Here is an 18504-nt window from a genome sequence, read left to right as displayed (position 1 = left end):
GGCCGCAGGACGCGGCCCCTTTTCTTGTTTGTGGTTAGTGCAGAGGGGATTGTGGTTCGTCAGCCCCCTCCTCTTCAAGCCAATGCTGCCGCTTGTGTGTCAGTTGAGCGACCAGCTCCTCCTGCGACCATACCCTCTCCCGCAGGTCGGTCTCGACTCGCCCTCGCAGTTGCTCAAAGAAATGTTCATCCGCGATGGCCATCAGATAGGCCAGCTCCAACACCTCATCACCGTTGAGCGAGACACGACGAGCCTTTCGCTTGGCACTCACGCTCACCTTCTCTTCCCGCTGGCTGTGACTAACATGGAGCCCAAGGAGAGACGGGTTCAGACCGGAGATGATGCGCTCGCTCAATCCCCACTTGATGCTATCCATCAACGGCTTGCCCAGAATGCCCCCTGTTGCCACCGTCAGTGACGCGACAAACAGGCTGAAGTCCAACATCTCCTCCTTGGTCAGCTGACCGTTATCCAGCATCCGCTGGATCGACCGACCCGACTTGCCAAAGAGTCGCTCTATGAGATCGAGATTCACTTTCATGATGATGTCCTTTGGTTTTGGCACTATTGCCGCCCCAAGATTTAAGTCCCCCTTTAGGGGGACAAATGGCCACCAAATGCAATTGATATTTATTCCCATTAAGTTGGGTGTAACTTCATAAGTTCATGAGAGATATTGGGCCACAGGTCGATTGATGCGGCCCTGCTCGACGGGATCTCGAATGCACTGCCCCTCCTCTAGGTCATGCCAAAGATGGGGTTCGTTTCCTATTATAGGAAACGAACATTCTAGCAATTTCAATTGGTTACCATACCTAGCAGCGGTCATAACAGCACACTCACCCGCAAAGGATGAGTCGAGGGTGAGTGTGGCTATCGGTTGCACAAGGGAGAAAAACCGGTACCGACGGGGTGGTGGGGATGAGTCAAATCAAGATGGGGGGGCGGGAGGTGACCCCGCCGCCGCGCATGTGGAATGTGTCACCGAGACCCGTCTACATTCGCAGCACTTTTCCAAAACGTCCTACTACAGCCAAGTAGCAGGTTCCTTGTGCCTTGGTTACCTCGCCACCGGCAGGTCCTCCCAGCGGGTGGTGTAGCAGGGGCTCAGGTGCTCTTGTCGCATCATCCACTCAGGCGACCCCGTGCCTTGGCTGGCAAAGCCTACTCGCCCCAATCCCTTGGCTTTGATCTGGTCCATCACGGCCATCAGCGCGTCCGATTGAGCGGAGGACGGGGCAAACAGGTCAGCCTGTTGCTGCCCCTTGGGGGTAAACTCACTCAGCATGACCCCACCCTTCTGATAGCGGTAACCGTCGCGCCAAATCTGCGGTAGCAGCACGTTCACTTGCTGCAGCAGCAACCGGGTATCATCGCTAGGGCAGACCAGCCGAACGCCAGCCTGCTCACTGTAGTAAGGGGCTCGTTCATCAAAGGGGCTGGTTCGCACGAACAGGTGCACCCGCTGGCAACACATCCCCTCGGCCCGCAGCTTCTCGGCTGCGCGAGCCATAAAGCCTGACAACGCTTGGGCCATTTCTCCACGGTCAGTCACGCGCTCACCAAAGGAACGGCTCGAGAGGATCTGCAGCTTCGCCGCCGGTTCAACGGTCAGCTCTGCGCAAGGCAGGCCACGCAGCTCCTGTACGATCCGCTCGACCACCACGCCGTATTGGGCGCGTAACCCTTTGGCATCGCTAGCCACCAGGTCAGCCACGGTGTTGATGCCTTGTGCCACCAACTTGGCTCCCAAGCGCCGTCCTATGCCCCACACCTCGTCCACCGGGGTGATAGCCATCAGCCGGGCACGGCGCAGCTCGTCACGCAAGTCCACGACGCCGCCAGTGGCAGGCCACTTCTTGGCTGCATAGTTGGCCAGCTTGGCGAGGGTCTTGGTGGGGCCAATCCCGACCCCTACCGTTAGGCCGGTCCACTGCCACACTCGCTGCCGGATCTGTTGTCCATAGGCTGTCAGGTCCCCGGCAAACGACTCCGACAACGCCATGAACGCTTCATCGATGGAGTAGACCTCAAGCTCGGGGGCCATGGTCTCCAACGTGCTCATCACCCTGCCAGACATATCGCCGTAGAGCGCGTAGTTGGAGCTGAATGCCACACCGCCATGCGCCTCGAACTGCTCGCGGATCTTGAAGTAGGGCCCGGCCATCTTGATACCCAGCGCCTTGGCTTCGGGGCTGCGCGACACCACGCATCCATCGTTGTTGGAGAGCACCACGATCGGGCGGCCACGCAGCTCAGGGCGAAACAGCCGCTCACAGCTGGCGTAGAAGTTGTTTACATCAACGAGCGCTATAGCCATCACGCTGCCTCAGATTGCCAATCACATGGGTGACCACTCCGAACAACTCCAAAGAGAGGCTCATACAAGGGTCGATAGGCGCGAACGCCGGATTGGCTGGCAACAGCCGCAACCTCGGCTTGAGCTGCAAGGTCTTTACCGTGAAGCCGCCATCGAGTAGTGCAATCACCACATCACCATGGCGCGGGGTGAGGCTCTTATCGACCACCAGCAAGTCACCGGGAAAGATGCCCACCCCGGTCATGCTCTCCCCCTCGGCACGCAGATAGAAGGTTGCTGCAGGGTGCGCCACGCAGTGGGTGTTGAGGTCCAACTTCCCTTCCAGATAGTCGCTGGCTGGGCTGGGAAAGCCGCAAGAGGCGCGGTGCAAGAACAGCGGGATGGTCACCTCGGCAGGTGATGGGTCTGGGGTTAACAGCTTCATGGCAAAACACCTGTATTTATATACAGGCATTATAGCGCACCACCTTTGAACCAGCGCAAGTCCCGCATGCCAGTGATGGCGTACCATGGCGCCAACAAATAACAAAGAGGTCAGTATGAGTCACAATCTGTGTGCCCTACCGAAAGAGCAGCAAGAACGGGTCGAGGTCGAGAAGGCCGCCGCATATGCGGTATGGAAGGAGCGCAACGGTCACTTGGCCAGCGCAGAAAGCGAAGCGAACCAACATCAAGGTGAACTGGGTCGCTACTTCCTTGAAAAGGTCGCCTACTTCAAGTCTCGCTGACCCTATCAACACGTTCATCGGTGGCTATGCAGGTCACTAGCAACAAACCGCATTCCAAACAACTTAACGAGGTACGTATTGTGACGGCATTGGTAGTCAACTTGGTAGAGACCTACTCCAGCCGAGGTGCTTACAAGGGCGCCATTAGCGCTTGGCGGGTTTCAAGTGATATGGCCAACAAAATCTCCACCGTCATTGGGGTTTACAAGTCTCAAGTCGTGGTTGTCATCGAAGGCTGCCAGCTGAAACTCTCGACACCTGATGTCAATGAACTACACGATGACGGGTGTGATGGTCGTTACTTCGTGGTCGGTGGAGACGTTTACGAAGACACCAAAGCTTGGCTAAAGCCGCATCCGTGGCTATTCAAGTCACTGGCCAGCGTACAAGGCCCACGCTACCTGAGCCTCGAAGAGGCCAACCAGATACCTTCAGGCAGCGTCATACTGAAGTAAGCCATATCTACACATCTTGATAGATAAGGTGAGGGAGGCTCGCGCCTCCCCCACTCAACACCACACCTCACACAAACTCTCAGCCTGTGCCAGCACCAGCTGGGCAGCCTCTTCCTGCTGGTCTGGCGGGTACTTGTACTTGCGCAGGATACGCTTGACCAACAGACGTAACCGGGCCCTGACGCTCTCTCGGCTACTCCAGTCAACGGTCACGCTACGGCGCAGACTGGCAGTCAGCTCGTGGGCTATCTTGGCCAGTATCTCGTCACCCAGCTCACGCACAGACGCCTCATTGTTGGCAAGAGCATCATAGAAGGCGAGCTCGTCATCGTTGAGGCCCAAGGCCTGCCCCCGCTTGCTCACAGCAGCAAACTTCTTGGCCATGTCGATCAGCTCCTCGATGACCTGCGCGGTCTCGATGGAGCGGTTCTGATAGCGCTGGATGACCTTGGTCAGCATCTCCGAGAACTTCTTCTCTTGGGATAAGTTTGTCGCGAACTTCGCCTTGATCTCCCCCTCTAGCAACCGTTCCAGCAGCTCCACGGCAAGATTGCGCTCCGGCAGGTTGCGTACCTCGGCCAGAAACTCATCATCGAGCAGACCGATGTTGGGCTTGTCGAGGCCGACCGCTTCAAACACATCGACCACATCGCCCGATACCACGGCATTGCCGATGATCTGGCGAATAGCCAGGTCGCGCTCTTCGTCCGTTTTCTTCTTCCGGGTGACCTCTTTCTTGGTCAGCATCACCTTGACCGCTTGCAAGAAGGCCACTTCCTCTCGTACCGCCTTGGCCTCATCAAGGGTACAGCAGAGGGTGAATGCCTTGCTCATCGCCAGCGCGTTGTCGGCAAAGCGCTTCTTGCCATCTTCAAGACCAAGGATGAAGTCAGCAGCCCTTGCCAGCAGCTTGTGTCCACCCGTGAGGTAGTCGCTGTAATCGAAGCCATGCAACATGGAGCGCAGTACATCCAGCTTCTCCTCCAACACCGCGTAGGCCTCACGGGCATCGACCGTAGGGCGACCACGACCACGGCTGGCGGTGTACTCCTTGATAGCGCTCTTGAGCTCGTTGGCGATACCAATGTAATCGACCACCAACCCACCTTGTTTGTCCTTGAACACCCGGTTTACCCGCGCAATGGCCTGCATCAGGTTGTGGCCCTTCATCGGCTTGTCCACATAAAGGGTATGTACGCAGGGCGCGTCGAAGCCGGTAAGCCACATGTCTCGCACGATGACCAACTTGAGCGGGTCACTCGGGTCTTTGAACCGCTTCTCCAGCCGTTTCTTCACTTGGGTGGCATGGATGTGGGGCCGCAGCAATGCCTTGTCAGAAGCGCTACCGGTCATCACGATCTTGATGGCCCCCTTGTCGGGGTCCGGGTCATGCCAGTCGGGGCGCAGGGCCACGATGGCATCATACAAGTGCACGCAAATCTCGCGGCTCATGGCGACCACCATGGCCTTGCCATGCTGCGCCTGATTGCGCTCTTCGAAGTGGGCCACCAGATCGGCGGCAACCCGCTCAATTCTTGGCTTGCTGCCAACCACCTTCTCCAAGGCTGCCCACCGTGACTTAAGCTTGGCCTGCTCGCTCTCTTCCTCATCCTCGGCCAGCTCATCCACTTCGTCGTCGATGTGGGGAAGTTCTTCGTTATTAAGTGACAACTTGGCCAAGCGTGACTCGTAGTAGATGGCAACCGTGGCACCATCGTCCTTGGCCTGCTGCATGTCGTAGACGTGGATGTAGTCGCCAAAGACAGCGCGAGTGTCGCGGTCTTCCGCTGATACGGGCGTACCGGTAAAGGCCACGAACGTCGCGTTGGGCAGCGCGTCGCGCAAGTGCTGGGCATACCCGACCTGATAGCGCGCAGCTCCTTCTGCAACCTTGCCTGGCGCTTTGAGCGAGGCGCTGAAACCGTACTGGGTTCGATGTGCTTCATCCGCGATGACCACGATGTTGGCGCGGTCGCTGAGCACAGGGAACGTGTCCTCATCCTCGCCGGGCATGAACTTCTGGATGGTCGTGAACACGATGCCGCCGGAGGGCCTGTTGCCAAGCTTGTCACGCAGGTCACCTCGCGTACTCACTTGCACCGGCTGCTCGCGCAGCAGATCTTGCGAGAGTGAGAAGACCCCGAAGAGCTGGCCATCAAGGTCATTGCGGTCAGTGATGACGACGATGGTCGGGTTCTCCATCGCGGCGTCTCGCATCACTCGCGCCGCAAAGCAGGTCATGGTGATGCTCTTGCCACTACCCTGGGTATGCCACACCACCCCGCCCTTGTGGCTGCCGTCTGGACGCGATGCGAGCACCACCTGCTCGATGGCCGCCCTGACCGCATGGAACTGATGGTAACCGGCGATCTTCTTGACCAACCGGCCGTCGTCTTCAAACAGCACGAAGAAGCGCAGGTAATCGAGCAACATGGCCGGGGTCAGAATGCCGCGCACCATGGTCTCCAGCTCGCCAAACTCACCGTAGGGGTCGAGGTTGACCCCATCCACCGTGCGCCACTGCATAAAGCGTTCGGCATCCGCAGACAGCGATCCCATCCGCGCCTCGCTACCATCGGAGGCAATCATGATCTCGTTGTACTGGAACAGGTCGGGGATCTGCTCCTTGTAGGTCTGCAATTGGTCGAATGCCTTCCAGATGTCTGCATTCACATCGGCCGGGTTCTTGAGCTCCAGCACCACCAGCGGCAACCCGTTAACGAAAAGAATGATGTCTGGGCGTCGGGTGTGTTTGGGCCCCTTGATGGTGAACTGATTGATGGCCAGCCACTCGTTGGCGGTAGGATCCTCGAAGTCAACGAGGCGGACAAAGTCCCCCACCGTCTCGCCATCCCGCTGGTACTGGACTGGCACCCCATTCACCAGCAGGCGGTGAAACGCCCGGTTGGCCGACAGTTGCGCCGGGGTATCGAGATTGACCACCTGCGCCAGCGCGTCTTCACGCGCTACCATCGGCACAGACGGATTAAGGCGTGCTATAGCGCCTCTCAACTGGTCGAGCAACAGCACCTGATTGAAGTTCGCACGCCACGGATTATCAGAATCGGGGGCCACATCGTAGCCACACACCACGCGATAGCCCACCTCGGCCAACCACCCCAGCACCTCTTGTTCCAACTGATCTTCGGTCATGCACCATCACTCATCAACAGGGAGAAACGCCCGTCAGGCGGGCTCGGCGGGTCTCAGTGGCAAGCGCAGTTCGCACGCAGAATCCGCCCCCGGCTGGTATGGCAATATCAGCCGGTGGGACGAACTGGCAGCCAAGTCAAACGGCAAGACCCACAACGTCAGGCGGGCATCATAACAAAAAGGTTCGAGTGGAACTTTGAGCTGGCTCCATGATGGATAAATCAATACCAGATGACCATCATCCTGCTCGGTCAGGTACTTGTGGCCATAGGCAAACAGTTGGTAGAGGTCACCCTGGCTAATGCCGTACTTGCCGTCATGGTCACTGCTATCGAGCCGCTTCCACTTCACATCCATCACCCAACGCTTGTTGCCGTGCTGCAACAAGAGGTCCGGCTGTAACCGGAACATCTGCTTGCCTTGCTGGGTGCAAAGGTACTGACTGGCCACCTGGGCCTTGAGGTTGGCATCGGGCAACAGCTGTTCACGCAGGCACGACTCTACATAGCGCTCGAACAGCTTCTCCATGGGGAACAGCAAGCTGATGCCGCGCCACTCACCATTCAGGGCACTTGGCATGGCACGATAGAGGATGAGCTCACACCACGGCCGAACACCTTGATAGTGAGCCATCAAGCGGTCATGTCGCCACAGTCTGAAGTCCCCTTCCACATCGCGGCTGGCAGGCACATCCACCAGCAAGTGGCGCAGCTCCTGTGCCAACCGCCAATTGTCCGGGTGCTGAGTCGCATTGGCGACGGTCTCCAGCGCCCGCTTGAGCAGCCGGTTCTCGGCCCGGTCGGGCAAGAAGAGGTCGTAACGTAACGCAAAGTGGTGGCCCCGGCCCGGTGGCTGGCGCATCTGCCGGGCGACATCCAGCTGACCACGCAAGAACGGCTCGGTCGCCTCAAGACGCTGATAGTCACTGCGTACGCCACGTTTGACCAGCTGATCGAGCTCGGCCAGAAAGCGCGCGATAACCCACTCGTTGAGCGGCATATCAAAGCGATCCAGCGACGCCTCCGCCGTTTCACGGGGTGGCAGATCCAGGGCTCGCTCCAGCATCCGGCGGATCAACTCGCGGCCATCCACGAGTGGGTCATCCTCATTGGCGGTCTTGGGCAGGATCTCGATCACCTGCCCGGTGGGGGTCTCTATCACCCCCACGTAGTTGTCCAGTTGTAAGGTCCTGCTATCTTCCACCTGCGCAAGAGCGGGTGCATGGCTTACCTTGTAGCGCTGGCTCAACTGACATAGCCAATCGAAATCAACCGGGTCTATATGGGCAAGCGTCAGCGTATTAACAGCGTTATCTCTAACGGTTAGCCGACCATACTCACGAACCGTGATGGGAGCCTTCACTGCGCCCCCTTGTCACCCTCGATGGTCAAGACATAGGCCTCAATACGCCTAAACGCCTTCTCATTGATACTCCAACGTTGGCGTTGTCCCCCAACCGCTATATCACCAAGCAGGGTCTTGAGTTCGAGCTTGGGCGCCTCGAGGAACATCGCCTCAGCCTTGATCTTGCGATGATCATTGAGCACCCAGGCGATGCGCTGCCAGTCCTCAAAGAAGTACTCCTGTAACAACGGCAGGATCTGATGCTGGAAGATGTCCCCCAACTGCGCCAAGGTTGGCTTTGAAGCCGCTTTGAGCGGCATAAAGTAGGCATGACCAAGGCAATGGTCGCGGTCCAGCAGCACCTCGATGCGCTGGTTCAGCGTGTGCAGCAAGCGGCCTACGTCTACCTTGTGCCCCTCTTCCTCGATGACCACGCCGTCAAGTAAATCGGCCCTGGGCGGCATCTCTTCAAACACAAAGCGGCGACGCAGTGCAATATCGAGCCCGGCCAAGGAGCGGTCAGCGGTGTTCATGGTGCCGATAAGGTAGAGGTTGTCTGGTACGCTAAATGGGCGCTTGGAGTAAGGCAACGTGGTGGTCAGTGCCTCGTCAGCACCAGCCCGCTTGCTTGGTTCTATCAGGGTGATCAGCTCACCGAAGATGCGCGAAACGTTGCCCCGGTTGATCTCGTCGATGATCAATACACGTTTGTTCGATAGCGTGACGCCAGGTTCACTCTGCGACCCAGCTTGTGATGCTGTGGCATTGACCAGAGCAAGCAGCTTCTCCGGGATCAAGGTCGGAGCCTTCAATTCATAGAGCGTCATCTGGCTGAAGCGACCGTTGATCAGCTCACCGCATGGGAGCGAGGGGCTGAACTGGCATAGCCACTTGACCGACCTGACCTGTGCGTAGCTGTCATCCCCCTCGTAGTGCACGTCACAGCGATAATCACCGGTAATCTCACCAATCGCGCGGAACTTGAAGTTACCATCGGTGACCACCACAAGGTCGCCAATCTTCATCCGATTGACCAGCGTCATCACGCTGGTAACGGCATAATCATTTGGGTTATTGATCTTGCCTACCGATTGTTCCAACACACTCTGTACGTCGCTGCGGGTCCGACACTTGCTATAGTCGTGGGAACTGCCGTAGCCCAACCGAATAACGCCCTGCTCTATGCAGTCGTCAAACACATGGGCATCCTCCCCCAGGGTATTGCCAAGCGACATCTTCCAGACCCGGCGCCCCTCCAGCGTCATCGCCTCATGGCTGTCGCTGCGCGTGACTTTGGCGGCCACCGCGTCACACATGCGCTTGAAGACGCCATCAACCACGTCATAGGTCAGTTGACCACTGTCTCCGTCACTCTCGGCACGGATCCCCTCCACAAAGTCTTCATAACTGAAGCTCTGGTGGAAGGTCACAAAGTCGATACGCCCCTCCTTGACCAGCTCATCAAAGCGCGCTTTAAGCGCCTTGCGGGCCTCTGGTCTCACATCATCGTCGTGTTGTGCCAGACACTCGGGGTCGAGAATAGCCAGCGCCTTGTTGATGGTGTGATAGGTCTTGCCGGTGCCGGGTGGGCCGAAGAGAATCTGGTTCAACGGCGAGTTGGTCTTGGGCATCACCAGGTTGTCGTTTGCTTCGCTCATGATGTCATCCTCATCATCACTCCCGCTATCGTCCTTGTCTGCCTTTGGCGGTGCCAGTCCCAACGACTCGTCATACAGGCCCAACATAAAGCCATATGGGGTCAATTCAGGTAACGACTCGCGGGCCAGGTCGTAATAACGCATCAGGCGCTGCATACGCCCCATGGGTTGGTTTTCAGGAGGAATATCGTCTGACGGCCACCCCAACACGTTAAGAAAGTGACCAAGATGGCCAGGGGAAGATATTGGCAACATACGCGATGGCTGATAGCAGGTGACCAACCTCAATTTTCGGCCATTACTCATGGTCACTCGTGCATCAACCCCGGCTCGCCGATAGATCTCTTGGTCATCATCTATCCAGCTCAGGTCACCATCAGGGTCGGCTGCCGCCACGCAGTGTTGCACCTTGAGTGTGTAACGCAGCGCCTCTTCATCACTCAAGTCCGCTAACCGTTTGTTCTTGTAGACCGACCCATCCCCCAAAAAGTAGATAAGGTGCCCCTTGGAAGTACCGGGCATATAGCGGGCTAGTACGCGCTGTAGACCACGCTCGATCCACCAGCAGAACGAGTTGCCATCCCCCTTGCCCACGCAGTACTGCTCAAGGGTCAGATTAGGCAACGAGTCGAGCGGGAACTGCTCGATAAACTGGAGATAGAGTTCGCTCTGTTCGCTATCGAAGCGAGCTCTGTCGCCCATCGTCTTGAGCTGAGCCAACAGGCGCGGGAAGTGTTCATTGGTAAAGGCAGTGGCGTTTACAACAGCGGCCGTCATACAGCGAGGTCCTTCAGTTGTTGTTCGGTATCCGGCAAGCGCAGTTGACCGGAGATCAGGCGGGGTAGCAGGGTATCGCGCAAGTTGGCGAGGGTTTGGGCTTGCTCTACGTTCGCCAACATTCGAGCAATCATCGGCTCAATCAGAATGTAAAACTGCTCTGCAACTTCACTAGGAGGAATGGCGACTTCGTAAGCAGCCAAGTCTTTCCAATTGATTCTCGGCATCTTCGCACCGTTTGAAAGTCGATCTGCATAGGCGATGAGTTCATCGCTAAAAAGATGCATGGCCACGTAATGGTGATAAGCCGTCTGTTTTGCTTTACACACCAAAATATCGGTAGAGCAAACACCTTCAAATGGTGCAATGACCACTTTGTGGAAATATGGCCGTAGCTTACCGAAAAGAATGTCATTTCGCTCAAATGCAGATTTTGCGCTCGCTAGTTCTCCTGCCGTTCCCCACGAGTCCAAGCCAAGTTGTTTGCGTGGAATATGCTCCAGACCAACATACAAAGTTTCAGCTGACAACTGCTCAGGTTTAATTTGTTTTCGCGATGTTTCAGCAACATCACCGAGTACACCGACATCCCACCCCTTCGGTATCATGCCAAGCGCGGACTCTTCGAAGCTGTCGGGGAACAGGGCTGCGACCTCGGGGGGCAGACCTGCTGGTTGCTCGCCACGAGCGCGGGCATGGACCGGGTCAAAGTCAACAAACCACGACTTGAACAGCGCCTGCGCGATGGCCTCCAACGTGGCGTTGGTCTCGCGCAGTAGGGCGATGCGGTCATCAAGGGCAGAGAATAAGTGGGCAATTCTTTTCTGGGTTGATATATCAGGACAATAGATATCTAGTTCCATTAAGTCGGATCCAGTAATACCGGAAACTGCGACTTGACGAAGAATTGTCCCCATTAACTCTCGTCCAACTGGCGACGAAAAAAAATAGTAGAGGTAGTCACTGGAAACGATTTTGGAGTTCGGCCTTGCCCGAATGATTGAACTCTCAAAAGTTGTTGGCTCGCAAATATTCTTAACAATGGAGCATTTCCCTGCACCAGAGGCGGTCAATGAGCGTCGAGCGAATAACAAATCGCCTGATTGTAAAAGTGACTTCTCCATTTCCTTTGAGGTCAGCTCGACTCGTTTCATTGGCACATCACCCAACCTAGAAAATGCGAATAGCTCCCCCATATTGACTATTTTGCAGCCACGACCATGAAATTCCTTTTGCTTGTAAATGCCATTTCGCACAGGCTCAATAAGCAACTCTCTAAATTTGTATCTCTGGGTTTCTTTAGAACTCATACCCAAGCGCCCCCAGCTTCTGGCGGATCAGCTGATCCAGCTCGGCACCCTTGCTGATCTGCTCGCCTAGCTTCTCGGTAAGCGTCTGCATCTTGTCGGCAAAGGCCTCATCGTCCTCCTCCACCTCTTCGGCCCCTACATAGCGGCCAGGGGTCAACACATGGCCGTGTTCGGCGATCTCAGCCAAAGTCACGCTGCGGCAGAAGCCCGCTACATCCTCGTAAGACTGCTCGTACTCCCCATCCCCTTTCCACGCGTGGAAGGTATCGGCGATACGGGCAATCGCGCACTCATCGAGTTCGCACTGCACCCGGCTGATCATGGTGCCCAGCTTGCGGGCATCGATAAACAGCACCTCGCCCCGACGGCTGGTCTTGTGCTTGGCGAGGAACCAGAGGCAAGCCGGGATCTGGGTGTTGGTGAAGAGCTGACCCGGCAGGGCCACCATGCACTCCACCACGTCCGCCTCCACCATGGCACGGCGAATGTCGCCCTCGCTGTTCTGGCTGGAATTCATTGAGCCATTGGCCAGCACGATACCGGCACGACCTGTTGGCTTGAGGTGGTAGAGCATATGCTGCAGCCACGCATAGTTGGCGTTGCCCGCAGGCGGCGTACCGTAGACCCAGCGCGGATCCCCTTCGAGACTGCCATGCCACCAATCGCTGATATTGAACGGCGGGTTGGCCAGCACGAAGTCGGCACGCAAGTCAGGGTGCTGATTGCGGGTAAAGGTATCCCCGTTCTCGCGCCCGAGGTTGTAGTCCATCCCCTGGATGGCGAGGTTCATCGCCGCCAGCCGCCATGTGGTCGGGTTCGACTCCTGACCGTAGATGGAGACATCACCCAGCTTGCCGCCATGGGCTTCGATAAACTTCTCCGACTGCACGAACATGCCGCCTGAACCGCAGCAGGGGTCGTAGACCTGACCATGATGGGGAGCAAGTACCGCCACTAGCGTCTTGACGATACTGGCAGGGGTATAGAACTGGCCCCCCTTCTTGCCCTCTGCACTGGCAAACTCGCCAAGGAAGTACTCGTAGACCTGCCCCAGGATGTCGCGTGCTTCACTGACATCACTGCCAAAGCCAATCTTGGAAACCAGATCCACCAGCTCGCCGAGCTTGCCATCGGGCAACTGGGCACGGGCGTAGCGCTTGTCGAGGATGCCCTTGAGCCGTGGGTTCTCCTGCTCGATCAGGGTCAGCGCATCGTCAATGCGCTTGCCGATATCGGCCTGCTTGGCATGGGCACGCAGCCCCTCCCAACGGGCCCCTTCCGGTACCCAGAAGGCGTTCACCTCACGGTAGTAATCACGGTCTTCCAGCTCCTCGGCCAGCAGCTCATCGTCACAGTCGTAGAGGAAGTACTCGTCGCTCTCATCGGCAAAGCGACGGGTCAGCTCGGCGCGACGGGCGGCGAAGGAGTCGGAGATGTACTTGAGGAAGATAAGGCCCAACACGATGTGCTTGTACTCGGCGGCGTCCATGTCGGCACGCAGCTTGTCTGCGGCAGCCCACAGGGTCTTCTTCAGCCCCTCGATGCCGGTAGCTTGCGGCTCATCCTTGGCCTGCTTAGCCCTGCCACTGACCTTCGCTTTGCGTGGTGCAGCGACGGCGGCTTCGCCATCCAACACCCGGAGCACTGCACCGCCCCGCCCGCGCCCCTTGCGCAGTACGCCCTGTTCCAGCAGGGCCTCGCGTGCGGCGGTAAAGTCCTCATCGGTCAGGTCGCTGAATTGGGCTTTCAAGGTGTCCATCAGGGCTTGGTTGCCGATACTGCTGCCATCTTCAGGAACAGCGGCCAGCAGCGCCAGGCTGAGCTCGTTGGGGTCGGTCATGGGCTTCTCCGGTTAATGCGTGTTGCCGTCACAGCTCACCTGTGCGAAAGCCAAGGTGAGGATGCGGGCCAAGTTGTCAGACTGACGGGGCGGCACATGCCGAGCCTTGAGGGCACAGCAGGGACCTATCCAGGGTGGTGGGTCAACAGAAGGCGATGCAGCCAAGGTGATGCATCGGCGAGAAAAAGTCCGGCCCGTCAGTCGTCTATCCGTTATCTGGCGGGCAGTTTATACAAATGAACCCCGCTGCACTATGCGTAATGTCACGCTGGATGCGTTCATCACAGGAGAGGTAGCTCAAGTGGTCAGAAGGCGAGCAGATCAGCCAGACACAATAAAAAAAGGGCCTGATAACAGGCCCGACTAACGCACGAACATCTCACGGAGGAACGAAAGCAATGGGATCGTCACTACCAAACTCACACGGACTCTCACCCGAAACAGCATAGACAAATGATAATTAAATCAATACCGAGATAACCATACAAACGTCGTTATTGTTAAGTGGATCAACAATGCGGGATTTTGTTTCAACGTCACTTGCCCAAGACTGCGCAGTTAGCTACCGTGCTTGGGTGCGGCCCGCACGACTTGCACACGAGTCAAACCGGCATTGAATACCCCATACCCTTAATGATCTGATACCCAGCATCCACCTTCCGGTTGCTTAAACGTGTGCGCCTGACCCGAAGCGTGGACTCGGAGATTGGATCATGACCATCAAGCAATTCGTGCACGGCACGCGCCAGCAACTCGCTGACTCAAGCGCACTGTCACTCAAGACCAGCCACCTCTACGAACTGATCGCCGCCGCTTTCGGCTACCGCAGCTACGCTGCGCTTCAAGCCGAGGCTATCGTTCTGCACCAGACTCCTTGGCCCTGTCAGCCTGACCTAGCCCTACTCGAGCAGCGAGGACGTGAGCTCGCGTTACCCCAACCCCAAATCCTGTCGCTTCTGATTGGCCAGCATCTACAGCGTGCTGGCGTGGTGAGCATCCAAGTCGAGGCTCTCGGCCTGACTAGAGAAGACGATTGGGATGACACATGGGAAGATGGCTGGCTCGATGATGAGGTCGAGGATGACGACGCGAACCTCCAACCCAGCACATCCAGCACATCCAGCACATCCAGCACGACTTCACTCGATGCGGCGCAGGCACTACTAGCGCAACTTGATGCCTACCATCAGCCCCCCATCGCCCTACAGGCACTGCAGCAACTGGAGGCCTTCGCAGAACGAGGTCATCCACAGGTGCACTGGTGGCTGGCACAGCGATTGGGTGATGCAGAGACTTATATTGATAACTCCGACGTGCCAAGCGGCTACTGGTACAGAAAGCAACAGGAAGGGATGGTGTTGAGCGGTCCAGAACTGGAGTTTGCCAACGGCTTCGCTGCAATGTTGGAAGAACAACAACGCTGGCTTCATCACACCCTCAAAGCCGCCCAAGGCGGCATCGTCGAGGCACGCTTTGCACTGGCCGAAGCAAGGTTGGATAGCGGCATCTTTGACATTGACCCAGCCACGGTGAGCGACCCGGCAGCCATCGCATGGCTCGCAATGGAACACGACAACCAACAAGCTGCTCACCACTGGTTGACGCAAGCAGCGCAGAGAGGTGATACACAGGCCATGCTCGCCCTCATTGAAGAGTACGACCGGGACAACCTCTACCAGTCTTGGGTATGGTTGCGTTTAGCCCAGTTGCTTGGCAACGACTTCACTCAAGACGACTTAAGAGCCATCCACGAGGATGGCAGCCTATACGATGATGATGTGGGTGGACCACTCTATGTGACCGGACGGGAAGGCATCGAACTGCCCCCACTCGCCCCCGAGCTTGCGAGCAAGGCAGAAGAGGAAGCACAGCGCTTGTTCGCCCAGAGCGCCTCAGAGGCTCTATAGCGCAATCAAAGAACAAGGGGGCGACTGCCCCCTTATCACTTGGCCAACAGCGTTCAGGAGGTCTGAGCTGCGCCAGAGCAGGGGGGAAGAGATGGCATGCAACAAGGACCACTTGTCACCACATGACACTCTGACTGCCTCTCATTCAGGACCTGTGTCACTCGCATCACGACCCCAAACTCCAGCAGCTCAACCACTAAAAAGCACTACCCTTGATAATCAACAACTTAACCAGTAATGCGCAACGTGGCCTACACTTCGACGACGATTTACTGGAAGGCTGTGACAGAATGACACCGTGACACAAACATAAACGGTCTGATACTTGCCCCGTCCAGTATTGGGATGCCATTTTCGATAACTGGCGTCCAAAAAACACATCCCAAATCGGTACCAACCACCGTACCAAGTTAAAATTTAACAATTAAAAACACCCTATATAATCAATGAATTGCAAATCCAATTCAGATATCCCCAGCCCCAAACGTTTGGAAAGGGCCATCTCGCAAGAGGTGGCCCTTTTTTATCGAGTTTATCTAGCGTGAAAGCCTCAACGTCTCACAGAAAGCGCAGGGGAATATTCACACTGGGGGCTGTGACGTCAACAAACTGGTCAATACCACGCCACAACCTAGCATGCTCACGGAGTGCTTGCTGATAGGCCCAAGTGGCGATGGCGGTAGAACGCACGGCGTCGACGCTCACCAGAGGGGCCAGCTCGTCAGTGAGGTACGCCCCGTGAGTCAGGATATTCTGCTCGTACCAGGCATCCCTGTGCTCGGGAGCGGCGAGAAAATCCCGTTTGCTCCGGTTACAGTTGGCGTGTGCCAGTACGAAGTTGTGGCCCAAATCGATTGGATAACGACGCCAGGGGATGAAATGGTCTACCTCGCCATTCCCGTGTATCGCCTTGTTACAGTAAAAACAGGTTCCCGCCTGCAAGTCCCTCAAAACCTCCCCCACTCGCCCCAGCGCCTGACGGCTTGAACCAAATAGAAAATTCTCCAGCCCTACACTTGGGCCAATCAGTGGCTGATTCCCCTTGATGTCGCAGATAAGCTGCAACCAATGCTGTCGGGAGAGGGAGACCACCAGATCGTAAAAGCGGTGGAGACAGTAGATAATGCCGGGGTTCAGGCAGATATGATCCGCGCCCCTTTGATGAGGATAGAGGTGTCACTCCTCTCGCCCACCCAATATCTGCAGACGCCACAAGGGCCCCTCAACAAGGATGCGCCGAACTCGGGCAAGAAGAGGCCGCCAGGCGTCGTGACGACGCAGTGCAGTTACCGAGCGGACCCCCTCTGCACGCAGCCGGGACAACTCCGTCAGCATGATGGCCTGACGACCGCTGCTCTGTTTGAGCAAGGTAGCCGTTTCTCCCGTCGCCGAGTAGGGCAGACGGTGCTGCCAATAAAGCTCCACAAACTTGGTGGCCAGTTCGTCCAGCGTAATAGTGCGCGCCGCGGTCAGATCATGGGTCTCGGTACTGCGTTCAATCGCGATATCTGCAATCCCGTGAAGCAAGGCGCACTTGTAAGTGGCCACAAAATCGCCTTCGGTAAAGATGCGTTGCAGATAGGCAATAAAAGCGAGTTGTTGCTCAGGAGAGGCGTGCATGTTCACCCCCAAGGCTCAGACTCTGCCAACTCAAGCCGCTACGCGCCAAGGCATCCTCCTGTGGTTCTGACACATGGAGCAGTGTCATCCCCTCCTCCAATGCAAGCCGCTCCACCTCATCGACAGCTACCGGATACATGGCTCGCTCCCGCATATCCTGCTCCGAGATAACCAAACGAAGACTCAATACCAGATAACCATCTGGTGAGAGCAGCTCATGAAGACGTGCCAGCGCCAAGGGACGAAACTCCGGGGGGAGATGCATCCAGACAGCACTGAGCAAAATCAGATCAAAAGTACCGGTCACGCGAGAGAGAGCCGGCATAGCGTCATTGACCCACGCAACTGCAGCCTCACAGGTATGACATTGACCTTGTAGAGCGAGTGCCTGACAGGGCTCGGCAGCGACCACAGTGTTGCCCTGATGGAGCCCCGCTAAAAACGCGGCATCCCGACCACTGCCAGCCCCCACATCAAACACCCTGCGCGGTGCAGCCAAAAGCCAAGGCTCCAGCAGAGTGAGCCAGTCGCAATGAACAGTGCGCGCAGATACCTGCTGGTAACGGGTCGCCAATTCGGTGGCGTGGCGCTGCTAGTAATCGAGGGACACTATGCGTTCCGATCGGAGAAGTAAGAGAAATAGTCCAACAAGATCAGTGGGTTGACCATGACAAGGACGACACTTTCCACACATGAACGATTAAGGGGGCAGAGGCATTTACAAAAACGGGATGCCAGCCAAAAGAAGCTCGGCCAGAGGGCTCTGAATGATGCCACCGCTCAACATTTCGGGTAATATTTGTCCAACTCACTGATCTCTTGGCACTTATTATCGCCATGAGAGGTCAACGCCAGATGGAGATGGCTATTAATGAACTCGACTGATGTCGTGGCCCTGTTTGGGGATGACTCGTGCTATCGAAAGGCTGATTCTCATGGCTCTCCACGATCAACGTAACCCCCATATTCCACTGATCGCCTCCCACTGCTACGTGCAGAGACCTAACGCAACCCGACCGGACAGACTACGCCGCTTCGCCATGATGGGTATGTCGCAACTGGTGTTGGGCTATGCCGGACGCAGTAGCGAGACTCATCGTATCCACCGCCTGCTCAGTCAGATAAAGGTTGGCGATGCCGTGCGTATCGCTCCCGATAAAAACAACAAGCTTCATGTGTATCACCAGAATCACGAAATAGCTCGCCTCTCCCTGCTCGGCGAAGAGACCTGGAAATTCGACATGAATAGCATCCGTGAAGCCCGAGTGATTGCTCTGGTGGAACGACGTAAAGAACAGGAGAAAGAAGAGTATCAACCCCAGATATGCATCGAGCGCTGGGAGATCCCAATCATTGAGTTGGAGTTGTAACATCAGGTCTCAGTACAGCAAA

General features: G+C 56.7%; 15 protein-coding genes. 4 read left to right on the top strand and 11 right to left on the bottom strand.

Translation table 11 applies throughout. The features are described from left to right. Positions 1-34: 34 nt before the first annotated feature. The 3 genes from G5221_RS06180 to umuD all read right to left on the bottom strand — a co-directional run bounded on the left by G5221_RS06180 (position 35) and on the right by umuD (position 2744). Positions 35-541 (bottom strand): hypothetical protein, encoded by a 507-nt coding sequence (locus G5221_RS06180; protein ID WP_421172037.1) that lies wholly within the window; start codon positions 539-541, stop codon positions 35-37. A gap of 519 nt (positions 542-1060) precedes the next feature. Then, the gene (umuC, locus tag G5221_RS06175; protein WP_421262974.1) at positions 1061-2320 is read right to left on the bottom strand and encodes a translesion error-prone DNA polymerase V subunit UmuC; all 1260 of its coding nucleotides are present in this window, start codon (positions 2318-2320) and stop codon (positions 1061-1063) included. Next, entirely contained in the window at positions 2301-2744 is a 444-nt protein-coding gene (gene umuD, locus G5221_RS06170) for a translesion error-prone DNA polymerase V autoproteolytic subunit (RefSeq protein ID WP_025327594.1), read from the bottom strand. The genes umuC and umuD overlap by 20 nt, the downstream gene beginning before the upstream one ends. A 115-nt stretch (positions 2745-2859) precedes the next feature. Between umuD and G5221_RS06165 the strand changes: the two genes are divergently transcribed. Then, entirely contained in the window at positions 2860-3048 is a 189-nt protein-coding gene (locus G5221_RS06165) for a DUF3283 family protein (protein ID WP_029303587.1), read from the top strand. Between the two features lie 20 nt (positions 3049-3068). Next, a complete protein-coding gene (locus tag G5221_RS06160) occupies positions 3069-3503 on the top strand; it encodes a hypothetical protein (RefSeq protein ID WP_421262973.1) in 435 nt (144 codons plus the stop codon). A 54-nt stretch (positions 3504-3557) separates the two neighbouring features. Here G5221_RS06160 and G5221_RS06155 read toward each other — a convergent pair whose 3' ends face one another. From G5221_RS06155 to G5221_RS06135, 5 genes are read right to left on the bottom strand one after another with little or no spacing between them, the layout of a single operon-like run. After that, positions 3558-6656: a type I restriction endonuclease subunit R gene (locus tag G5221_RS06155; protein ID WP_421262972.1), complete on the bottom strand. Its 3099-nt coding sequence runs from the start codon at positions 6654-6656 to the stop codon at positions 3558-3560. A gap of 33 nt (positions 6657-6689) precedes the next feature. Continuing rightward, positions 6690-8018 (bottom strand): McrC family protein, encoded by a 1329-nt coding sequence (locus G5221_RS06150; RefSeq protein WP_421262971.1) that lies wholly within the window; start codon positions 8016-8018, stop codon positions 6690-6692. Continuing rightward, positions 8015-10435 carry an AAA family ATPase gene (locus G5221_RS06145; RefSeq protein WP_421262970.1) on the bottom strand — a complete coding sequence of 807 codons (2421 nt, stop codon included), beginning with the start codon at positions 10433-10435 and terminating at the stop codon, positions 8015-8017. Before G5221_RS06145 ends, G5221_RS06150 begins: the two co-directional genes overlap by 4 nt. After that, positions 10432-11745 carry a restriction endonuclease subunit S gene (locus G5221_RS06140; protein ID WP_421262969.1) on the bottom strand — a complete coding sequence of 438 codons (1314 nt, stop codon included), beginning with the start codon at positions 11743-11745 and terminating at the stop codon, positions 10432-10434. Before G5221_RS06140 ends, G5221_RS06145 begins: the two co-directional genes overlap by 4 nt. Beyond that, entirely contained in the window at positions 11735-13585 is a 1851-nt protein-coding gene (locus G5221_RS06135; protein ID WP_421262968.1) for a type I restriction-modification system subunit M, read from the bottom strand. Before G5221_RS06135 ends, G5221_RS06140 begins: the two co-directional genes overlap by 11 nt. Positions 13586-14298: 713 nt before the next feature. On the opposite strand from G5221_RS06135, the gene G5221_RS06130 reads away from it, so the two are divergent. Further along, positions 14299-15492 carry a hypothetical protein gene (locus tag G5221_RS06130; protein WP_421262967.1) on the top strand — a complete coding sequence of 398 codons (1194 nt, stop codon included), beginning with the start codon at positions 14299-14301 and terminating at the stop codon, positions 15490-15492. A gap of 558 nt (positions 15493-16050) precedes the next feature. Here G5221_RS06130 and G5221_RS06125 read toward each other — a convergent pair. The 3 genes from G5221_RS06125 to G5221_RS06115 form a co-directional block, all read right to left on the bottom strand. Then, positions 16051-16557, bottom strand: a complete 507-nt coding sequence (locus tag G5221_RS06125; protein WP_421230724.1) for an HNH endonuclease — start codon at positions 16555-16557, stop codon at positions 16051-16053. Positions 16558-16668: 111 nt separating this feature from the next. Then, the gene (locus tag G5221_RS06120) at positions 16669-17112 is read right to left on the bottom strand and encodes a hypothetical protein (protein WP_227341015.1); all 444 of its coding nucleotides are present in this window, start codon (positions 17110-17112) and stop codon (positions 16669-16671) included. Beyond that, on the bottom strand, positions 17096-17686 hold the full coding sequence (locus tag G5221_RS06115) for a class I SAM-dependent methyltransferase (RefSeq protein ID WP_227341016.1): 591 nt from the start codon (positions 17684-17686) through the stop codon (positions 17096-17098). The genes G5221_RS06120 and G5221_RS06115 overlap by 17 nt, the downstream gene beginning before the upstream one ends. Positions 17687-18047: 361 nt before the next feature. On the opposite strand from G5221_RS06115, the gene G5221_RS06110 reads away from it, so the two are divergent. Continuing rightward, entirely contained in the window at positions 18048-18482 is a 435-nt protein-coding gene (locus tag G5221_RS06110) for a hypothetical protein (protein ID WP_421262966.1), read from the top strand. The last annotated feature ends 22 nt before the right edge of the window (positions 18483-18504 follow it).

The organism is Aeromonas sp. 602200, from assembly GCF_049173895.1.
Classification (GTDB): Bacteria; Pseudomonadota; Gammaproteobacteria; order Enterobacterales; family Aeromonadaceae; genus Aeromonas; species Aeromonas veronii_A.
Note: the sequence above shows the minus strand (reverse complement) of the source record. Positions and strands in the feature narration are given on the sequence as shown.